The organism is Ruegeria sp. A3M17 (assembly GCF_003318255.1).
Lineage (GTDB): Bacteria > Pseudomonadota > Alphaproteobacteria > Rhodobacterales > Rhodobacteraceae > Ruegeria.
The window spans coordinates 169,195-184,931 of sequence record NZ_QOCF01000013.1 but is presented as its reverse complement, the minus strand read 5'-3'; the positions used below and the strand labels follow the sequence as shown (position 1 = coordinate 184,931).

Below are 15,737 nucleotides of genomic sequence, written 5' to 3'. Positions count from 1 at the left end.
AGTAAGCAAACGCCGCGAGGCGCACCTACTCCTCCCAATCGGTGCTATCGCGCAGGGCAGGTCGAAAGACCTGCCCTTTCTTTGTTGGTGGAGCGTCTTCTAGGTGCGCGTCTTGACCACAGTTCGCCCTTGGTTGCGAAACGCCGTCCGGTGCAGTAAGCCACCTATTCAGTGTACACCGAGACCCATCCATGACCGCATCGTCAAACCCTGTTTTAAAGCGCCGGTCGGCTTCAACAGGCCTTGTCACCAAGGCCGCGAGGCTGTCGGTTGCACCCATGATGGATTGGACAGACCGGCATTGCCGATTTGTGCACCGACTGCTGAGCCAGCAGACGCTTCTATACACGGAAATGGTAACCGCCCCGGCGTTGGTGCGAGGTGGCGCATTGCATTTGTTGGACTTCAGTTCGCAGGAACACCCCGTCGCGCTGCAATTGGGCGGTTCTGACCCAAAGGAACTGTCGCAGGCGGCCCGGCTGGGCGCGCAAGCGGGGTATGATGAGATCAACCTGAACTGCGGTTGTCCCTCGGATCGGGTGCAATCGGGTACATTCGGGGCTGTTTTGATGCAAGACCCCGCCCGTGTTGCTGATTGCGTTGCCGCAATGCGCGATGCTGTTGATGTCGACGTGACGGTCAAATGCCGTATTGGGGTCGATGATCAGGATCCGGAACAGGTCCTGCCTGAATTTCTGCAAGCCATTCATGCGGCCGGATGCCGACGCGTAACAATTCACGCGCGCAAAGCATGGCTGCAAGGGCTTAGCCCCAAGGAAAACAGGGATATCCCGCCCTTGGACTATGATCTTGTGCATCGGATGAAAGCGGCGTTCCCGGACCTGCATGTCTCGATCAATGGCGGAATCACGTCTCTGGAACAAGCAAAGACGCAACTGGACGCCGGGCTGGACGGTGTCATGGTTGGCCGCGCGGCCTATCACCAACCCACGGATATTCTGGCCCAGGCGGATGCCATGATCTTCGGCAGCGGGCAGGTGGCTGATCCTATTGATGTCGTTCACAAAATGGTGCCCTATGTCGAAAACCACCTTGCCGGGGGCGGTCGTCTGCACCAGATCACGCGTCACATGCTGGGCCTGTTTGCCGGTCGTCCCGGTGCGCGCGCGTGGAGGCGGTCCCTGTCCGAGGGAGCGGTTCACGACGGGGCAGGCCCCGAGGTGATGCTGCGGGCGCTGGACAGCATCGCGCCTTTGGCAGAGGTTTGACAGCAACAGGATACGGCCAGTTGGCCGGTTTGGGGGGATGATGCCCGAGACGATGTTACTGGCCCAGATGCTGGGCCTTTTGCTTGTAATCGGGGCGCTGGCCGGTGTCTTGGCCGGAATGCTGGGTGTCGGTGGCGGTATCGTTCTGGTGCCCGCGTTTTTCTATGCGTTCCAAACACTTGGATACGGCGGCCCGCAATTGATGCAGTTGTGTCTTGCGACCTCGCTGGCAACTATCATCATCACCTCACTGCGATCCGTCTTAGCGCATAACAAGAAAGGCGCGGTGGACTGGGATATCCTGCGCGGCTGGGGGCCAGGAATTGCAGTGGGGGCCATTGTCGGCGTGCTGGTCGCCTCGGCGCTACGAACCGAAGCGTTGCAGGCGTTGTTCGGAGTGTTGGGTATGGTCATCGGCGCTTACCTGGGCTTAGGCAAATCGGAATGGCGGCTTGGTGATGTGATGCCAAAAGGCGTGAAGCGGGCCGTTTTGTCGCCCTCGGTCGGGTTCCTCTCTGTTCTGATGGGCATTGGCGGCGGCAGCTTTGGCGTGCCGCTGATGAGCCTGTTCAACACACCCATCCACAGGGCGGTTGCAACGGCGGCCGGGTTTGGCGTGATCATCGCCGTGCCTTCAGTTCTGGGCTTCCTATTCTTGGACATAGCACCAGAACACCGCCCACCATTCACAATTGGCGCTGTTAATTTGATAGCATTTGCAATTGTCGTGACCATGACCATGATTACCGCGCCGTGGGGTGTGAAACTGGCGCATGCGATGGACCCCAAGCCATTGAAGCGCGTGTTTGCGGTGTTTCTGACGCTGGTCGCCCTGAACATGCTTCGCAAGGCGCTGGGGCTATGACCGATTTTTGGGACAAGGGCTGGATCAGGTTTCCACACGATCCGACACTTGCCCAATGGGTCGAACACGCTTTGCCGCAAGCCCGCGCCTCGGTCACAGATCCAACCTATGCGGAATGGCTGGATTGCGAAGGCACGTGGTTCATCGGTGTGGATGCGCTGGATAACGATCCAGAGGGCAGGGTGGGGCAATCAGACCTTTTGTCAGGTCAGGCCATAGACTTTATCGCCGAACATTACGGGCGGTTGCCGCTGCACAAGGGGCAGGTCTCGGTCGTTTATCCCGGTTATCCCCGCCCGCGTCGTGGCGAAAACGAAGCCGCCAGCAGATACCGGCGAAACCGTGACGCGGCGCATGTGGACGGGTTACGGCCTATGGGGCCGGATCGCCGACGCCGGGTGGATGAGCCACACGCATGGATTCTGGGCATCCCGTTGACCGAGGCCAGTGCGGATGCCGCGCCGATGGTTCTGTGGGAGGGCAGCCACAAGATACTGGGGGCAGCCTTTGCGCGTGCCATGGAAGGCCAGCCCAAGGACAGCCTTCACCAGATCGACATCACCGATATTTATCAGACCGCCCGTCGAGAGGTGTTTGAAACCTGCCCCCGTATCGAGCTGCCAGCGAAGCCGGGTGAAGCCTACCTGCTGCATCGCCACTGCCTGCACGGTGTCGCACCCTGGGCCAAAGCGGCGACCGCCGGGCCGGATGGACGGATGATCGCCTATTTTCGTCCGGAATGCGCGGGGGGAGTAGCCGTGTGGGTCGAATCCCCGTAACCTGTTGCCATTATTCAGGTTTGGAGGTTTTCGATGATTACGGTTCATACGCATTCTGACGGGGCCCAGATTGAGGTCGAGCTGTCCGGTGAAGTGACGAGTAAAGATTACAGCGAGACATTGGTCCCTGCGATCGAAGCGGCGTTAGAAGCTCATGATGCGGTGCGTCTGTTGGCAATCGTGCAGCCAGAGTTCAAAGGCTACGACCTTGGGGCGGCATGGTCCGATACCAAGCTGGGCCTCAGTCATTGGCGCGGGTTTGACCGTATCGCGGTTGCGGCTGATCAGGGCTGGGTGCAGACCAGCATCCGTCTGGCCGCGCCGATCCTGCCATGCCCCGTTCAGGTGTTCGAACTTTCGGAACTTGAGGCCGCGCGCCGTTGGATGCGCGAGTCGCTGGGGGCCATCCATGTGACCGATCTGGGTGGACCCTGCGTGCAGATCAGCCTGATGGGCAAACTGGACCCCGAAGAATACCAGCAGGCTGAGCGTGATCTGGATACCTTGCTAAGCTCGAAGAACGGGTTCCGTCTGTTGATCGACTTGCGCGAGTTTGACGGTTGGCAGGGGCTGACCGCACTGGCCGCGCATTTCCGCCTGGCCCGAGGGCATGTAGGAATGCTTGATCGCGCCGCCATCGTCGGGGATAAAGCGTGGCAGCATATGGCCCAGCGTGTCGCCAGTCATGTTCTGGGTGCTCGCACGCAGTTCTTCCCGTCTGAGGATTTCGAAAACGCAAAATCCTGGCTTGCAGCGGGGTAGGGAGACCCTGATCAAGACGTCAGTTCTCGCCTGACTTAACCATTACGTAAGGTTAATTTACCGACCGTTCAATTTTTCTTGATCGGTTGGTCAAAAAACGCTTAAACCTGTGTTGTTCTTCCGCCTGACCACGTCGGAAGACCATTTTGCTGAAAGGCGCTGCTGTGGGTTGCCACTCACTTACGCATGTCTTCGAACTTGATCCCCCCTCGGAGTTCAGACCAACCCGCAGCGGCGCGAATTCAGCCTAAAAGCCAGAAGTGGATATCAGGATTTGTTCAAACGCGCAGCCCGTCCACCGCGCCGTTTGGCGAGGCGAGGTTTGCGCGCAGGCAGATCTTCCATGATTTCAGCGCGCTCAATGCTATCCATTTTCGACCAGCGCGTAATCTCATCAATGGTTCGATAACAGCCGGTGCAGATGCGCTCGGTCGGGTGCACGACGCATATCTGGATGCAAGGGCTTTCGACCTCGTTCCTTTTCCAGACCATGTTTGTCATCGGTGTACCCCGTTGCCCTTAAAGAAAGCGCAGCCTATCCAGCGCCCCTTGTAGAATATAGCCTGCCGCAACGTGATCGATAACCTGTCCGCGACGTTTTCGTGACGTATCCGCCTCAAGAAGTGCCTTTTCCGCCGCGACTGTGCTTAGCCGTTCGTCCCAGAAGCTGATTGAAACCTCGGTCAGGCGTGACAGGTTTCGGGCAAAAGCGCGGGTCGATTGGCAGCGGGGGCCTTCGGTGCCGTCCATGTTTTTGGGTAGGCCGAGTATGATGCCACCAAGCTCTCGGTCCGCGATTATTTCCAGCAGGCGGGCCGAGTCTAAGGTGAATTTCTTGCGCCGCACGGTCACAAGCGGGCTTGCCACGCCGCGCATCCGGTCGGACACGGCCACGCCGATGGTCTTTTCGCCCAGATCCAGCCCCATCAAGGCGGTCATGGGGGATAATGCAGCGGCGAAGTCTTCGAACTCGTCGTAAATCATTGCGCAATACCTGCCTGAAGTGCGGCAGCGTCGATGATCTCCAGCGCATCGGCGTTTCCGGCAAAGACTGCCATAGCTTCGTTCCTGATGTCGATGGCGCGCTGTCCTTCGCCCAGAACGCCCAGTGCCGCGATCAGACGGGCCCAATCCTCGGGCGCGCCACCTTCGGTGGCCAGCCGGTCTGAAAGCTGGTTGACCATGCCTCGGATCATCTCTTGTCGTTCTTCCGGGGTCAGCGCAGCGGCGGCTTCGACGTCATCCTGGCTTGGGCCGGGTCCAGTGGGGGCCGCAACCTCGGGCGCGTTGAACACCCCTGCGCGGAAGGCCAGCTCATCCAGTTGCGCCAGAATTGCGTCGACCCATGGCGCGCCGGCTGGTGCGTTGCGCAATGCGTCGGTCCAGATGCGATACCCTATGTCGGGGCGCCCGACCTGCACCATCATTTGGCCCAGATAATACAGTGCCGGGCCATGTCGCGGATCGCGTTTCAACGCTTCGCGCAATGCAGCTTCGGCTTCGGGGGACACATATCCACCCGCCGACAAGATCATCATTTCAGCCAGATGCGAATAAGCATCTGCTGGGACAGCGTCACCGGACAGGTCGATCACACGTTGTTGGGCCTTGTATGCGGCCGGAAAGTTGCCTGCGTTCGCTTCGTGTTGCGCCAATAGGATATGGCCTTGCAGGTCATCAGGGCGCGCTTCGACGGTTTCACGCAACTGCTCCAAAAGCGCCGCATAGCTCTCTTCCAGCTGCGGCAGGGGGGCTGGTGTTGTGGTGGCTTCGAATTCAGCCTGGCTGGGGCGTTCCGCGCGCAAGTTTTCCGCCTGCGCAATACGCAGCGACAGGGGTTGGTCCGGCAGCCCCGCCGCACCCATCCGATCGTACATCCAGGCCGCACCGCCGACCAGGATAAGACCCACGGCTGCGATCGCGGTGGCCGAGGCCCAAAGTGGCGGTCCCGGTCGGGTCGACCGTGCCTGCATTTGGGCGTCTGCGGCCAGAATACGGCGCGAAATCTCGGTGCGAACACGCTCGGCATCGGCTTCGCCGATGACACCTCGGGCCAGATCCTTGTCGACACTCGCCAGCTGTTCGCGATAAACGCGCAGGTCATAGGCCGCTGCGGGTTCGCGTGCGTCGCGCGTTCGCAGGATGGAATAGCCTAGGAACACTGCAGTCACGGCAGCTGTTAGGATGATCAGGGCCCAGAACGACATGGTTTCTCCGATTTGGCTGCCCTGACTTAGACCTCTCGGCGGGCCGACAAAAGGGACAAATGGCCGCTGGCCGACTTCGTGTCGCAATAATGGGGCCTATGTCGCAATAGTGCGATATTACGGCGTTGAGCGGCAGGGGCGCGCTGGCGTTACGCGGCATATCTTCGCGCAATCACCGAACCGGATGGATTCGCCTATGAAACACTATTCAGCCTTTGCTGTAGCGCGCGAAGCACTGCGCTATCACACCGGATGGGAACGCGCCTGGCGTTCGCCCGAACCCAAGAAAAAATACGACGTGATCATCGTCGGTGCGGGCGGTCATGGTCTGGCCACGGCCTATTATCTGGGTAAGAACTACGGCATCCAGAATGTCGCCGTGATCGAAAAAGGCTGGCTGGGCGGTGGTAACACCGGTCGGAACACGACCATCATCCGCTCGAACTACCTGCAGGACCCTTCCGCAGCGATCTACGAAAAAGCGCGTAGCTTGTACGAGGATCTGAGTCAGGACCTGAACTATAACATCATGTTCAGCCCCCGTGGCGTTATGATGCTGGCCCAGACGCATCACGAAATTCGCGGCTATCAGCGCACGGCACATGCCAACGCTTTGCAAGGTGTTCAGACCGAATGGATCACCCCTGAACGCGTCAAAGAGCTGGTGCCGATCATCAATATCGACGGCCCGCGCTATCCGGTTCTGGGCGCATTGTGGCAGGAACGCGGCGGCACAGCGCGTCACGACGCTGTCGCCTGGGGCTATGCGCGCGCCTGTTCCGCGATGGGCATGGACATCATCCAGCAATGCGAAGTCAAAGGCGTCCGGTCCGAGAATGGCCGCGTTGTCGGTGTCGATACCACCAAAGGTTCGATTGACTGTGACAAGCTAGGTATGGTGGTTGCGGGCCATTCCGGTCAGCTGGCCGAGATGGCGGGCTTCCGTTTGCCGCTTGAGGCGATTGCCTTGCAGGCGTTGGTATCCGAGCCGATCAAACCCTGCATGGACGTGGTGGTGATGGCCAACACCGTGCATGGCTATATGTCTCAGTCCGACAAGGGCGAGATGGTGATCGGCGGCGGCACTGACGCCTTCAACAACTACACGCAGCGCGGCAGCTTCCATCATATCGAGGAAACCGTTCGCGCACTGGTCGAAACCTTCCCGATGATCTCGCGCCTGAAGATGCTGCGCCAGTGGGGCGGGATTGTGGACATGACCGGTGACCGGTCTCCGATCCTGTCGAAAACGCCACTGGGCGGTTGCTTTATCAACTGCGGCTGGGGCACCGGTGGCTTCAAGTCGATCCCTGGATCGGGATGGGGCATGGCGCAGCTGATGGCCACAGGTCACTCACCGCTGACCGAAGCCTTTTCGCTGGACCGCTTCAAAGAGGGCCGCTTCATCGACGAAAGCGTCGCGGCCGGGGTGGCACACTGATGTCAGTCGCCCCAATGTGCCCCATGAATCGTTTCGGAACTATTCGGGCTGTCAGATCTTGGTTTGATGGTTTTCGTTTCCTCGGATCGGAAAATGAAAAAGGCGATCAGGCCAAAGAAGACGAGCGTGCCGACTACGGTCAATACAATGGTCAAAATATCCATGCCTACAATCTGGGCGTGTGGTCCAAAGAATTCAAGCGAGGAGTAGCCTCATGCTGATCCTGAACTGCCCGTATTGCGGCGTCGACGCCGAAGAATCTGAACTGTCCGGCGGAGGTGAGGCGCATCTGAAACGCTTCGGTCCCGGCTCGTCGGATGGCGAATTCCACGACTACCTGTTCATGCGTGAAAACCCCAAAGGCGTTCATTTCGAACGCTGGCGCCACAGCAACGGCTGCGGCAAGTGGTTCCACGCCGCACGCTGCACGCAAACGCTCGAAGTGTTCGGAACCTATTCCGCCCAGACCACCGAGCCGCCGAAAGAACTCAAGGACGCGATCACTGCAAAGCGCCCTGGCTGGACGTGGAGAGAGTACGAATGATCCGCGCCGCCATCCCTAATTCCGCCTGCGAAAGGTTCGCAACATGAGCACCCGTCTCGCAAAACAAGGCCGGCTGATTGACCGGTCGAAACAGGTCACATTCAACTTCAACGGCACTTCGATGCAGGGGTACGAGGGCGACACGCTTGCCTCGGCCCTGCTGGCCAATGATCAGATGATGATGGGCCGGTCGTTCAAATACCACCGCCCGCGCGGTGTTGTGGCCAGCGGCGCGGAAGAGCCGAACGCTCTGGTCGGCCTGGGGCAGGGCAACCGATTCGAGCCGAACCAGCGCGCCACCACGACCGAGCTGTTCAACGGTCTGACCTCAATTTCACAGAACCACTGGCCGAACCTGGAATTCGACATCGGTGCGGTGAACACTGCACTGGCGCGGTTCCTGCCAGCGGGCTTCTATTACAAGACGTTCATCCACCCCAAGCCATTCTGGAAACACGTCTACGAGCCGATCATCCGGCGGTCGGCCGGTCTGGGTAAAGCACCCGACAAGGACAACCGCGACGCAGATACCTATGAGCACTTCTATGCCTTCACCGACGTTCTGGTGATCGGTGGCGGTGTCGCCGGGTTGCAGGCGGCTAAGGCGGCGGCCGAGACCGGCGCCAAGGTTCTGCTGATCGAGCAAACCGCGCATTGGGGTGGGCGCGCTCCGGTTGATGGCGGGACCATCAATGATGAACCTGTGGATAAGTTCGTGGAACAATTGGTTTCCAAACTGGAAACAATGGACAACGTTATCATGCGCAACCGCTGCATGGGCGCGGGCGTCTACGACCATGGTTATGTGCTGGGGTATGAGCGTCTGAACGACCATAAACCGGGCACACAAGGTCCACGCCATCGCCTGTGGCGTATCCGGGCCAAGCAGGTCGTCACCGCGACAGGCGCAATCGAACGCCCCCTGTCTTTTGCGGGCAACGATGTTCCGGGCGTCATGCTGGCCGCGGCCATGCGCGACTATGTGGTGAATTGGGGCGTCACCCCGGGCGAACGTGTGATCGTTGCGACCAACAATGACGACGCTTATCGCACAGCGATCATCCTCAAACAGGCAGGTGTTGATGTTCTGCGTGTGATCGATGCGCGCGCTGCAGCCGGACCGCTGGCCGAAGAGGCGCGACAGCTTGGCATCCGGGTCGACCCCGGCAAGGCCATTGCCAAAGTTAAAGGCGGCAAGCGCGTCAAAAAGGTCGAGATCAGCAATCAGGAAGGCATCGGTGGCGCTCGCGAAGAAGTTGAGTGTGACGCGATTGCCATGTCGGGCGGCTGGTCTCCGGTTGTTCACATGTGGTCGCATTGCGGTGGCAAGTTGATCTGGGACGACGCAAACGCACATTTCCGCCCCGATCCTGCGCGCCCTCCGCTGGGCGCGAATGGCGAAGGGTTTGTTGTGGCCGCAGGTGCCTCAAATGGCCCATTGGCGCTGGGTGATGTGCTAACTGACGCACATGCCGCAGGCAAAGCGGCTGCCAAGGCGGCTGGCTTCAAGCCCAAAAACACCAAGGCTCCGGTTGGTGAGACCACGCAAGAGGCTGCTATGGAAGCGGTCTGGTTGATGCCCGCGAACGCCGATGTGCAGCTGCGCATGAAATCGTGGCTGGATTTCCAGAATGACGTCAAGGTCTCGGACGTGCAGCTGGCTGCGCGCGAAGGCTATGAAAGCGTCGAACATACAAAGCGTTACACCACGCTGGGCATGGCGACGGATCAGGGTAAATTGAGCAACATCAATGGTCTGGCGATCCTGGCTGATGCGTTGGATTCGGAAATCCCGAAGGTTGGCACCACCACCTTCCGCCCGCCCTATACCCCCATCTCGATGGGTGCGATTGGCGGCGAAGCGCGGGGTGAGGTGTTTCAGCCGATCCGCCAAACACCGATGCATGGCTGGCACGACAAGAACGGCGCCGATTGGGAACCGGTTGGTCACTGGCGCCGGACCTATGCCTATGTGCGACCCGATGAATCCGTGCACGATGCAGTGAACCGCGAGGTGAAGAACACCCGCGACAATCTCGGTTTGCTGGATGCCTCGACACTTGGCAAATTGATCGTCAAAGGCCCCGATGCCGGCAAATTCCTGGACATGATGTACACCAACATGATGTCCACGCTGAAGATCGGCAAATGCCGTTATGGCCTGATGTGTTCGGAAAACGGGTTCCTGATCGACGACGGCGTTGTCGCCCGCATCGACGAGGACACCTGGCTGTGCCACACAACCACCGGCGGAGCGGAACGCATCCATGCCCATATGGAGGAATGGCTGCAGACCGAGTGGTGGGACTGGAAGGTCTACGTCGCCAACGTGACCGAGCAATACGCTCAGGTGGCAGTGGTCGGCCCCAACGCTCGGAAGGTGCTTGAAAAGTTGGGCGGCATGGATGTCAGCCCCGAGGCACTGCCCTTTATGGAGTGGCGCGACGGGCAGATCGGTGGTTTCGATTGCCGAGTCTACCGGATTTCATTCTCAGGTGAACTGAGCTGCGAAATCTCGGTTCCGGCCAGCCAGGGGCAAGCCTTCTGGACCGCTCTGATGGAGGCAGGTAAGGAATTCGGAGTGATGCCGTACGGCACCGAATGTCTGCACATCCTGCGGGCCGAGAAGGGCTTTATCATGATCGGGGACGAAACCGACGGCACCGTGATCCCACAGGATCTGGGGCTGCACTGGGCGCTTTCGAAAAAGAAAGAGGACTACCTTGGCAAACGTGCCCATTCGCGCAGCCACATGGCCGATCCGGACCGCTGGAAACTGGTCGGGCTTGAGACTGTGGATGGTTCTGTCATCCCTGACGGAGCTTACGCAGTCGGCGAGGGCGTCAACGCCAATGGTCAACGCAACATGATCGGGCGCGTGACCTCGACCTATTACTCGGCCAATCTGGGTAAGGGCATCGCCATGGGTCTGATCAAGCACGGTCCCGACCGCATGGGCGAGATCGTCGAGTTCCCGGGCACCGATGGCAAAACCTACAAAGCTAAGATCGTGGACCCGATCTTCTTCGATAAGGACGGGGAGAAGCAGAATGTCTGAACCCATTAGCGCACTGAACCACGCAAGCTATGACGGCATTGCCAAGGTCCAGGAATGTGGCCTGCAGGGCATGATTACCTTGCGCGGCGACCTGTCCGATAAGGTGTTGGCAAAAGTGGTCAAGGACGCAACGGGTCAGAAGATGCCCGGTCAGCGCGAAGCTTTGGTCGACGGTGAGTCCGGCGTCTGCTGGATGTCCACCGATGAATTGCTGGTGCTTGTTCCCTACGCCGAGGTTGAGGCCAAACTGGCCGCAATGACCAACGCGCTGAGCGGTACACACGCGTTGGCCGTCAACGTCTCGGACGCCCGCGCGGTGTTCAGTATCTCGGGCAGCAATGCGCGTGAGGTTCTGGGCAAACTTGCCCCGGTCGAGCTGTCGGCTGAGGAATTTCAGCCAGGTCAAATCCGCCGCTCGCGCCTGGCGCAGGTGGCCGGGGCATTCTGGATGGATGACGCCGAAACCTTCCGCGTTGTCTGCTTCCGGTCGGCCGCTGACTACGTGTTCACGCTGCTTAAAGTTGCGGCGCAGCCCGGCAGTGAAGTTGGGGTTTACTGAACCGAAGTGAACAGAAAAGCCCCGGCTAAGCCGGGGCTTTCTTTACCCGGTGAATACGCTGCAAACTCCAGATCCATAAGGTTTGTTGGCAGCGCTTGTATGCGCAAAACTGGCGCGAACTTTGACAGTGTTTTTTGCTGAATTAAGATTTGCCTGATATTTCATGCGCAGATTTTGCCCTTCGCTTGACCGGAGGGTGACGTTCCAAAGCATGCGATATTCGCCACTTTTTTTCACTTTGAGTTGAGCGCTGGTCCAATCGTGATGACCGCTGACAACTTTGGCCTCACGTGTGTCAGTATCTACTTGAAAATAATACTCGGGCGCGATCCAACCATGGCCATCCGGCTTCGTGATTTCACATTTGTATTCGACGGTACCAGCCAAAACTGATTGCGCGGAAACGATCATCGCAGCAATCGCCGTAAGCGAAGCTTTCATTTTTGTTATCCTTCAAACTATTCCGTGGGTGCACTTCAGCAAGCTCACGCTTGGGTTGCAAGCGGGGAAACACCTACTTCGACAGGGCTAATGGCCGCATTCTATCCAGTAAACAAAATCGTACGGTACCGTGTCATTTCCGTTGGGCTGAGCGCTTTCTGAACATCCAGCGGGCGCCCGGTTTCGTCGGTAATTTCAGAATAAAAGGAGAGACTGTTCAGCAGGTCCGATGTCCGTTGGTACCTGTCCTCTTCGGCTAAAAGAGGCGAATGGAGCGAGAGATACAGAGTAGGTCGTGTCCGTTTCAACCAGGGCAGGATCGTCGGCAGCACAAAAAACTCAGCCCCCTCAATATCCATTTTGACCAGAGATACACCCGATAGGTCATTCGCGGCCTCGAACTGGTCCCATGCGATCGTCAAGGCGTCGTTGCCATGTGTTCCGTCATGCAAAAGTGAACTGGTGGAATCGCCCGGCTCGCCGCGCACTGACGCCATGCGGGCCACTCCGAACTGGTCCGACAACGCAACGCCAAAGGCCGAAACGTTGTGGATGTTGTTCAGGTCGAGGTTCCAGGCCAGATGCCGAAAAGCCGTCGGGTCCGGTTCGAAACACCAGACGTGCCGCGCCTTGCGGGCACCGTACAGGACCGTGGGGCCGATCCACGCGCCGATGTCCAGATAATCCCGATCTGCCGACAGATACCGGTCGAGTACCGCGAAGGTTTCAGGCTCCCACTTGCCATCAGACGCCTTGCGCCAAAATTTCGAATGATAAGGGTCCAGCCGAAACGGCTCGCCATTCAACTGGCCCGCATAGTATCCGCGGGCGCGGTAAAACATCTTGCGCGCCTGTGTAAGCATCGCCTGCCTCCGGGTTTTCTTGTCTCGGCTCTTGACCTGCGGCGGCTGCCAAAGCATTTAACCTTGGGAACCGCAACTTACATTTTTAACAGGGGGCCGATATGGCTTTTGAACTTCCTGATCTTCCTTATGCACATGACGCGCTGGCAGCCAAGGGTATGTCCGCGGAAACACTGGAATATCACCACGACCTGCACCACAAGGCCTATGTCGACAACGGCAACAAGCTGATCGCCGGCACCGAGTGGGACGGCAAGTCGCTGGAAGAGATCATCGTTGGCACCTACGACGCAAATGCCGTCGCGCAAAACGGCATCTTCAACAACATCAGCCAGCTGTGGAACCACAACCAGTTTTGGGAAATGATGGGCCCCGGCGGCAACGCAATGCCCGGTGAGCTGGAAAAAGCCCTGACTGAAAGCTTTGGCTCGGTTGACGAGTTCAAGTCGCAATTCAGCGCTGCTGGTGCCGGTCAGTTCGGCTCGGGCTGGGCATGGCTGGTCAAGAACGCAGATGGTTCGCTGGCTGTGACCAAGACCGAAAACGGCGTCAACCCGCTGTGCTTTGGTCAAACCGCTCTGCTGGGTTGCGACGTGTGGGAGCACTCCTACTACATCGATTTCCGCAACAAGCGTCCGGCTTACCTGTCGAACTTCCTCGACAATCTGGTGAACTGGGAAAACGTTGCATCGCGGATGTGATTGTTAACCCGATAAGGGTTTATCAGGGCCTGCTGGCGGTGACGCTGGCAGGTCTTTTCTGTTTGGCTGGGTGTTTCTAGTACCTGTTTCGCGCTTGCAACCAACATCGAACGATTGGTTGGAACGCAAAGTGTATGATGCTGCGATGCTCATAAAAGATTGTTTTGACGTTGAAAGATCTCAATAAGAGCGCTGAAGTACTTTCGACATATTGACGCTGCCCTTTGTGCAATCCTGCGACCAAAGTTCATAACGAATACCAATTTGTGCAAGCGCCAGAAATACTCGGTGTGGGTTGATGCCTGTGGCTTCGCGATCAAAGATCAGGACGCGGCCATCGGTCAAATGAAGCTCGAAGCGTTGGCTGGTTTCGGTGTACTCACCATCGCTGTCTCTACCCGTACGGCTCGTTTCCAAACGCAGCGCCTTCACAATACACCCGAGTGCGACATCCATCGGTAAATTCTCGCAAGGTATGGCTGCATCCCACATTAGCCTGCCTCCGCCGATTGTGACTTTCCAATTGCCCGGTGTGTTGAAAACGCGCCAAATTCTTCGGCCTGCGCGCATTGCAATAGCACCACTCGCCAAAGCGCAAAGAGCGAACAATGCTTTGATAAATGTCCCGATATGGTCAGCGGGGTGAATTGCGAAAATGTAAAGTAAAGGCCAAATTAGTCCCAAGCAGGTCCACACGATAGGCATGCTGGCGACGCGTAGCTTCGATGATTGGATGACGGTTTGTTCTATCACAATCTTACGCTTGCACGGAACTGTATCAAAAATATGACAAAACCTCCGTTAGATTGAGGGGTATTCGCCCTAACCGAATTAGATACCTGTCATTCTTCGCAACACCCGAAATAGCACCTCTGTTCGGATAGCTGACTTCAGTGGAACAGTGCCATTCGATGTTCCTTATTCGGCCTTGTGACGCCACCGGTGGAAATCTGCCCATACGTCAACTTTCGAATTGAGACCTATTGTACGCCGCCCCGCAATACCTAGCTAAAGTATGCGGAGGGAGAGAACCGCAAACCACTAAGAAGACGGTCAGGCAACGCGCTGAAAGACTTCGGCGCGTCTAGGGTAAGCTGTGCCTGACGCATGAGGGATGGCCAAAAAAACGCCATTACAGGAGAACAAAATGGTCGAACTTGCACAGGGAACATGGGTTGTCATCGCTGACGGGGAAAAGGCGCTGTTCATGGAGAATATAACCGACGCTGAAGATCCCAATCTGGTTGTCGTATCCGTAGAAGAAAGCGACGGACCAAGGACCAAGCCTTCGGACCGGGCCGGTCGCCGTTTTGACACGGCGCCACATCAGAAATCGGCCGTGGAAGAGAGCAAGTGGAAATCCCACGCGAAATCCCTGTTCGTGCAGGATGTCGCCAACCTGTTGAACCGTAAAGGTTTGAAAGGGGCTTATAAACGTCTGGTCCTGGTGGCCAGCCCGCATGTTCTGGGGTTGCTGCGTCGGCGGTTGCACAGCGAAGTGCTGGGAAAAGTGGTTGCCGAGGTTGATAAAACCCTGACCAATCATCCGCTTCATAAAGTCGAACAGGTGTTGCGACAACGCCTTGCCCCTGCGACTTGAATTCGGCGAAAACAAACGGGCGGTCGTGACCGCCCGTATACCGGCCAACCTAAGTGAGAACTTTCCTGAGCTCTGACATTGCAGCGTCAGGGCCATCGACCCACGTGATGAAGTCCGACAGCGATGCGTCTGCAAAGCCTTGGCCGATGACCTGTTGCAACAGCGCGTGCAGCGTATCCCAATAGCCATCCACATTCATGACCAGAATGGGCTTGTCGTGCAGGCCCAACTGCCGCCAGGTGAGCGCCTCGAACAACTCGTCAAGCGACCCAGGGCCGCCGGGCAGGACAATGACCGCATCGGCGTTCATGATCATGACCTTCTTGCGTTCGTGCATCGTCTCGGTGACCACGAAACGGGTCAGGTCCGTTTTGCCGACTTCGCGTTGCAGAAGGTGCACTGGGATGACGCCGAACGTGTCACCACCGGCGGCTTGCGCGGCCCTTGCGACCTCGCCCATTAGCCCCACATCCCCGGCCCCGTAGACCAGCCGCCAGCCTTCTTTGGCCAAAAGGGTTCCGAAGTGTTGCGCCGCGTCGGAATAGGCCGGATTCGCGCCATTTCGTGACCCGCAATACACACAGACAGATTTCTGAGACATGGGATGGCTTCTCCGGGCTTGTATATGGTGTTTTGACCCGTGATAGCGGGATTGATAGATTGGCTCAACCGTCAGGCAGAATGTGTT

General features: G+C 58.1%; 18 protein-coding genes. 10 read left to right on the top strand and 8 right to left on the bottom strand.

Going from position 1 to position 15,737, the window contains the following annotated elements; all coding sequences use genetic code 11:
* The first annotated feature begins 191 nt into the window (after positions 1-191).
* Genes dusA through DS906_RS07475 form a run of 4 tightly spaced genes read left to right on the top strand, consistent with a single transcriptional unit; the run spans position 192 to position 3,635 of the window.
* Positions 192-1,229: a tRNA dihydrouridine(20/20a) synthase DusA gene (gene dusA, locus DS906_RS07490; protein WP_113789576.1), complete on the top strand. Its 1,038-nt coding sequence runs from the start codon at positions 192-194 to the stop codon at positions 1,227-1,229.
* Between the two features lie 40 nt (positions 1,230-1,269).
* Positions 1,270-2,094: a sulfite exporter TauE/SafE family protein gene (locus tag DS906_RS07485; protein ID WP_113789591.1), complete on the top strand. Its 825-nt coding sequence runs from the start codon at positions 1,270-1,272 to the stop codon at positions 2,092-2,094.
* A complete protein-coding gene (locus DS906_RS07480) occupies positions 2,091-2,873 on the top strand; it encodes a hypothetical protein (protein ID WP_113789575.1) in 783 nt (260 codons plus the stop codon). Before DS906_RS07485 ends, DS906_RS07480 begins: the two co-directional genes overlap by 4 nt.
* A gap of 33 nt (positions 2,874-2,906) precedes the next feature.
* Positions 2,907-3,635 carry an STAS/SEC14 domain-containing protein gene (locus tag DS906_RS07475; RefSeq protein ID WP_113789574.1) on the top strand — a complete coding sequence of 243 codons (729 nt, stop codon included), beginning with the start codon at positions 2,907-2,909 and terminating at the stop codon, positions 3,633-3,635.
* Positions 3,636-3,902: 267 nt separating this feature from the next.
* On the opposite strand, the gene DS906_RS07470 is transcribed toward DS906_RS07475, so the two are convergent.
* From DS906_RS07470 to ccmI, 3 genes are read right to left on the bottom strand one after another with little or no spacing between them, the layout of a single operon-like run.
* Positions 3,903-4,136, bottom strand: coding sequence for a DUF1289 domain-containing protein (locus DS906_RS07470; protein WP_113789573.1), 234 nt, complete (start codon positions 4,134-4,136; stop codon positions 3,903-3,905).
* A gap of 18 nt (positions 4,137-4,154) precedes the next feature.
* Complete coding sequence (gene ruvX / locus DS906_RS07465; protein WP_113789572.1) at positions 4,155-4,619, bottom strand: Holliday junction resolvase RuvX; 465 nt, start codon at positions 4,617-4,619, stop codon at positions 4,155-4,157.
* Positions 4,616-5,842, bottom strand: coding sequence for a c-type cytochrome biogenesis protein CcmI (gene ccmI, locus DS906_RS07460; RefSeq protein WP_113789571.1), 1,227 nt, complete (start codon positions 5,840-5,842; stop codon positions 4,616-4,618). Before ccmI ends, ruvX begins: the two co-directional genes overlap by 4 nt.
* A gap of 196 nt (positions 5,843-6,038) precedes the next feature.
* On the opposite strand from ccmI, the gene DS906_RS07455 reads away from it, so the two are divergent.
* Positions 6,039-7,283, top strand: a complete 1,245-nt coding sequence (locus DS906_RS07455; protein WP_113789590.1) for a sarcosine oxidase subunit beta family protein — start codon at positions 6,039-6,041, stop codon at positions 7,281-7,283.
* Between the two features lie 2 nt (positions 7,284-7,285).
* Here the strand turns inward: DS906_RS07455 and DS906_RS22465 are convergent, their stop codons facing one another.
* Positions 7,286-7,447, bottom strand: coding sequence for a hypothetical protein (locus DS906_RS22465; protein WP_233494721.1), 162 nt, complete (start codon positions 7,445-7,447; stop codon positions 7,286-7,288).
* Positions 7,448-7,497: 50 nt separating this feature from the next.
* Between DS906_RS22465 and DS906_RS07450 the strand changes: the two genes are divergently transcribed.
* The 3 genes from DS906_RS07450 to DS906_RS07440 are packed head-to-tail and all read left to right on the top strand — an operon-like array spanning position 7,498 to position 11,444.
* Positions 7,498-7,827: a sarcosine oxidase subunit delta gene (locus DS906_RS07450; protein ID WP_113789570.1), complete on the top strand. Its 330-nt coding sequence runs from the start codon at positions 7,498-7,500 to the stop codon at positions 7,825-7,827.
* A 43-nt stretch (positions 7,828-7,870) separates the two neighbouring features.
* Positions 7,871-10,885 (top strand): sarcosine oxidase subunit alpha family protein, encoded by a 3,015-nt coding sequence (locus DS906_RS07445; RefSeq protein WP_113789569.1) that lies wholly within the window; start codon positions 7,871-7,873, stop codon positions 10,883-10,885.
* A complete protein-coding gene (locus DS906_RS07440) occupies positions 10,878-11,444 on the top strand; it encodes a sarcosine oxidase subunit gamma (protein ID WP_113789568.1) in 567 nt (188 codons plus the stop codon). Before DS906_RS07445 ends, DS906_RS07440 begins: the two co-directional genes overlap by 8 nt.
* A 42-nt stretch (positions 11,445-11,486) precedes the next feature.
* Here DS906_RS07440 and DS906_RS07435 read toward each other — a convergent pair whose 3' ends face one another.
* Together DS906_RS07435 and DS906_RS07430 are read right to left on the bottom strand one after the other, a co-directional pair.
* Positions 11,487-11,885, bottom strand: a complete 399-nt coding sequence (locus DS906_RS07435) for a hypothetical protein (protein ID WP_113789567.1) — start codon at positions 11,883-11,885, stop codon at positions 11,487-11,489.
* A gap of 101 nt (positions 11,886-11,986) precedes the next feature.
* A complete protein-coding gene (locus DS906_RS07430) occupies positions 11,987-12,748 on the bottom strand; it encodes an FkbM family methyltransferase (protein ID WP_113789566.1) in 762 nt (253 codons plus the stop codon).
* A 101-nt stretch (positions 12,749-12,849) separates the two neighbouring features.
* Between DS906_RS07430 and DS906_RS07425 the strand changes: the two genes are divergently transcribed.
* Positions 12,850-13,449: a superoxide dismutase gene (locus DS906_RS07425; protein ID WP_113789565.1), complete on the top strand. Its 600-nt coding sequence runs from the start codon at positions 12,850-12,852 to the stop codon at positions 13,447-13,449.
* A 180-nt stretch (positions 13,450-13,629) separates the two neighbouring features.
* On the opposite strand, the gene DS906_RS22460 is transcribed toward DS906_RS07425, so the two are convergent.
* Positions 13,630-13,941 (bottom strand): hypothetical protein, encoded by a 312-nt coding sequence (locus tag DS906_RS22460; RefSeq protein WP_233494720.1) that lies wholly within the window; start codon positions 13,939-13,941, stop codon positions 13,630-13,632.
* A gap of 655 nt (positions 13,942-14,596) precedes the next feature.
* On the opposite strand from DS906_RS22460, the gene DS906_RS07415 reads away from it, so the two are divergent.
* A complete protein-coding gene (locus DS906_RS07415; RefSeq protein WP_113789588.1) occupies positions 14,597-15,049 on the top strand; it encodes a host attachment protein in 453 nt (150 codons plus the stop codon).
* A 49-nt stretch (positions 15,050-15,098) separates the two neighbouring features.
* Here the strand turns inward: DS906_RS07415 and DS906_RS07410 are convergent, their stop codons facing one another.
* Entirely contained in the window at positions 15,099-15,650 is a 552-nt protein-coding gene (locus tag DS906_RS07410) for a TIGR00730 family Rossman fold protein (RefSeq protein WP_113789564.1), read from the bottom strand.
* Positions 15,651-15,737 lie beyond the last annotated feature (87 nt).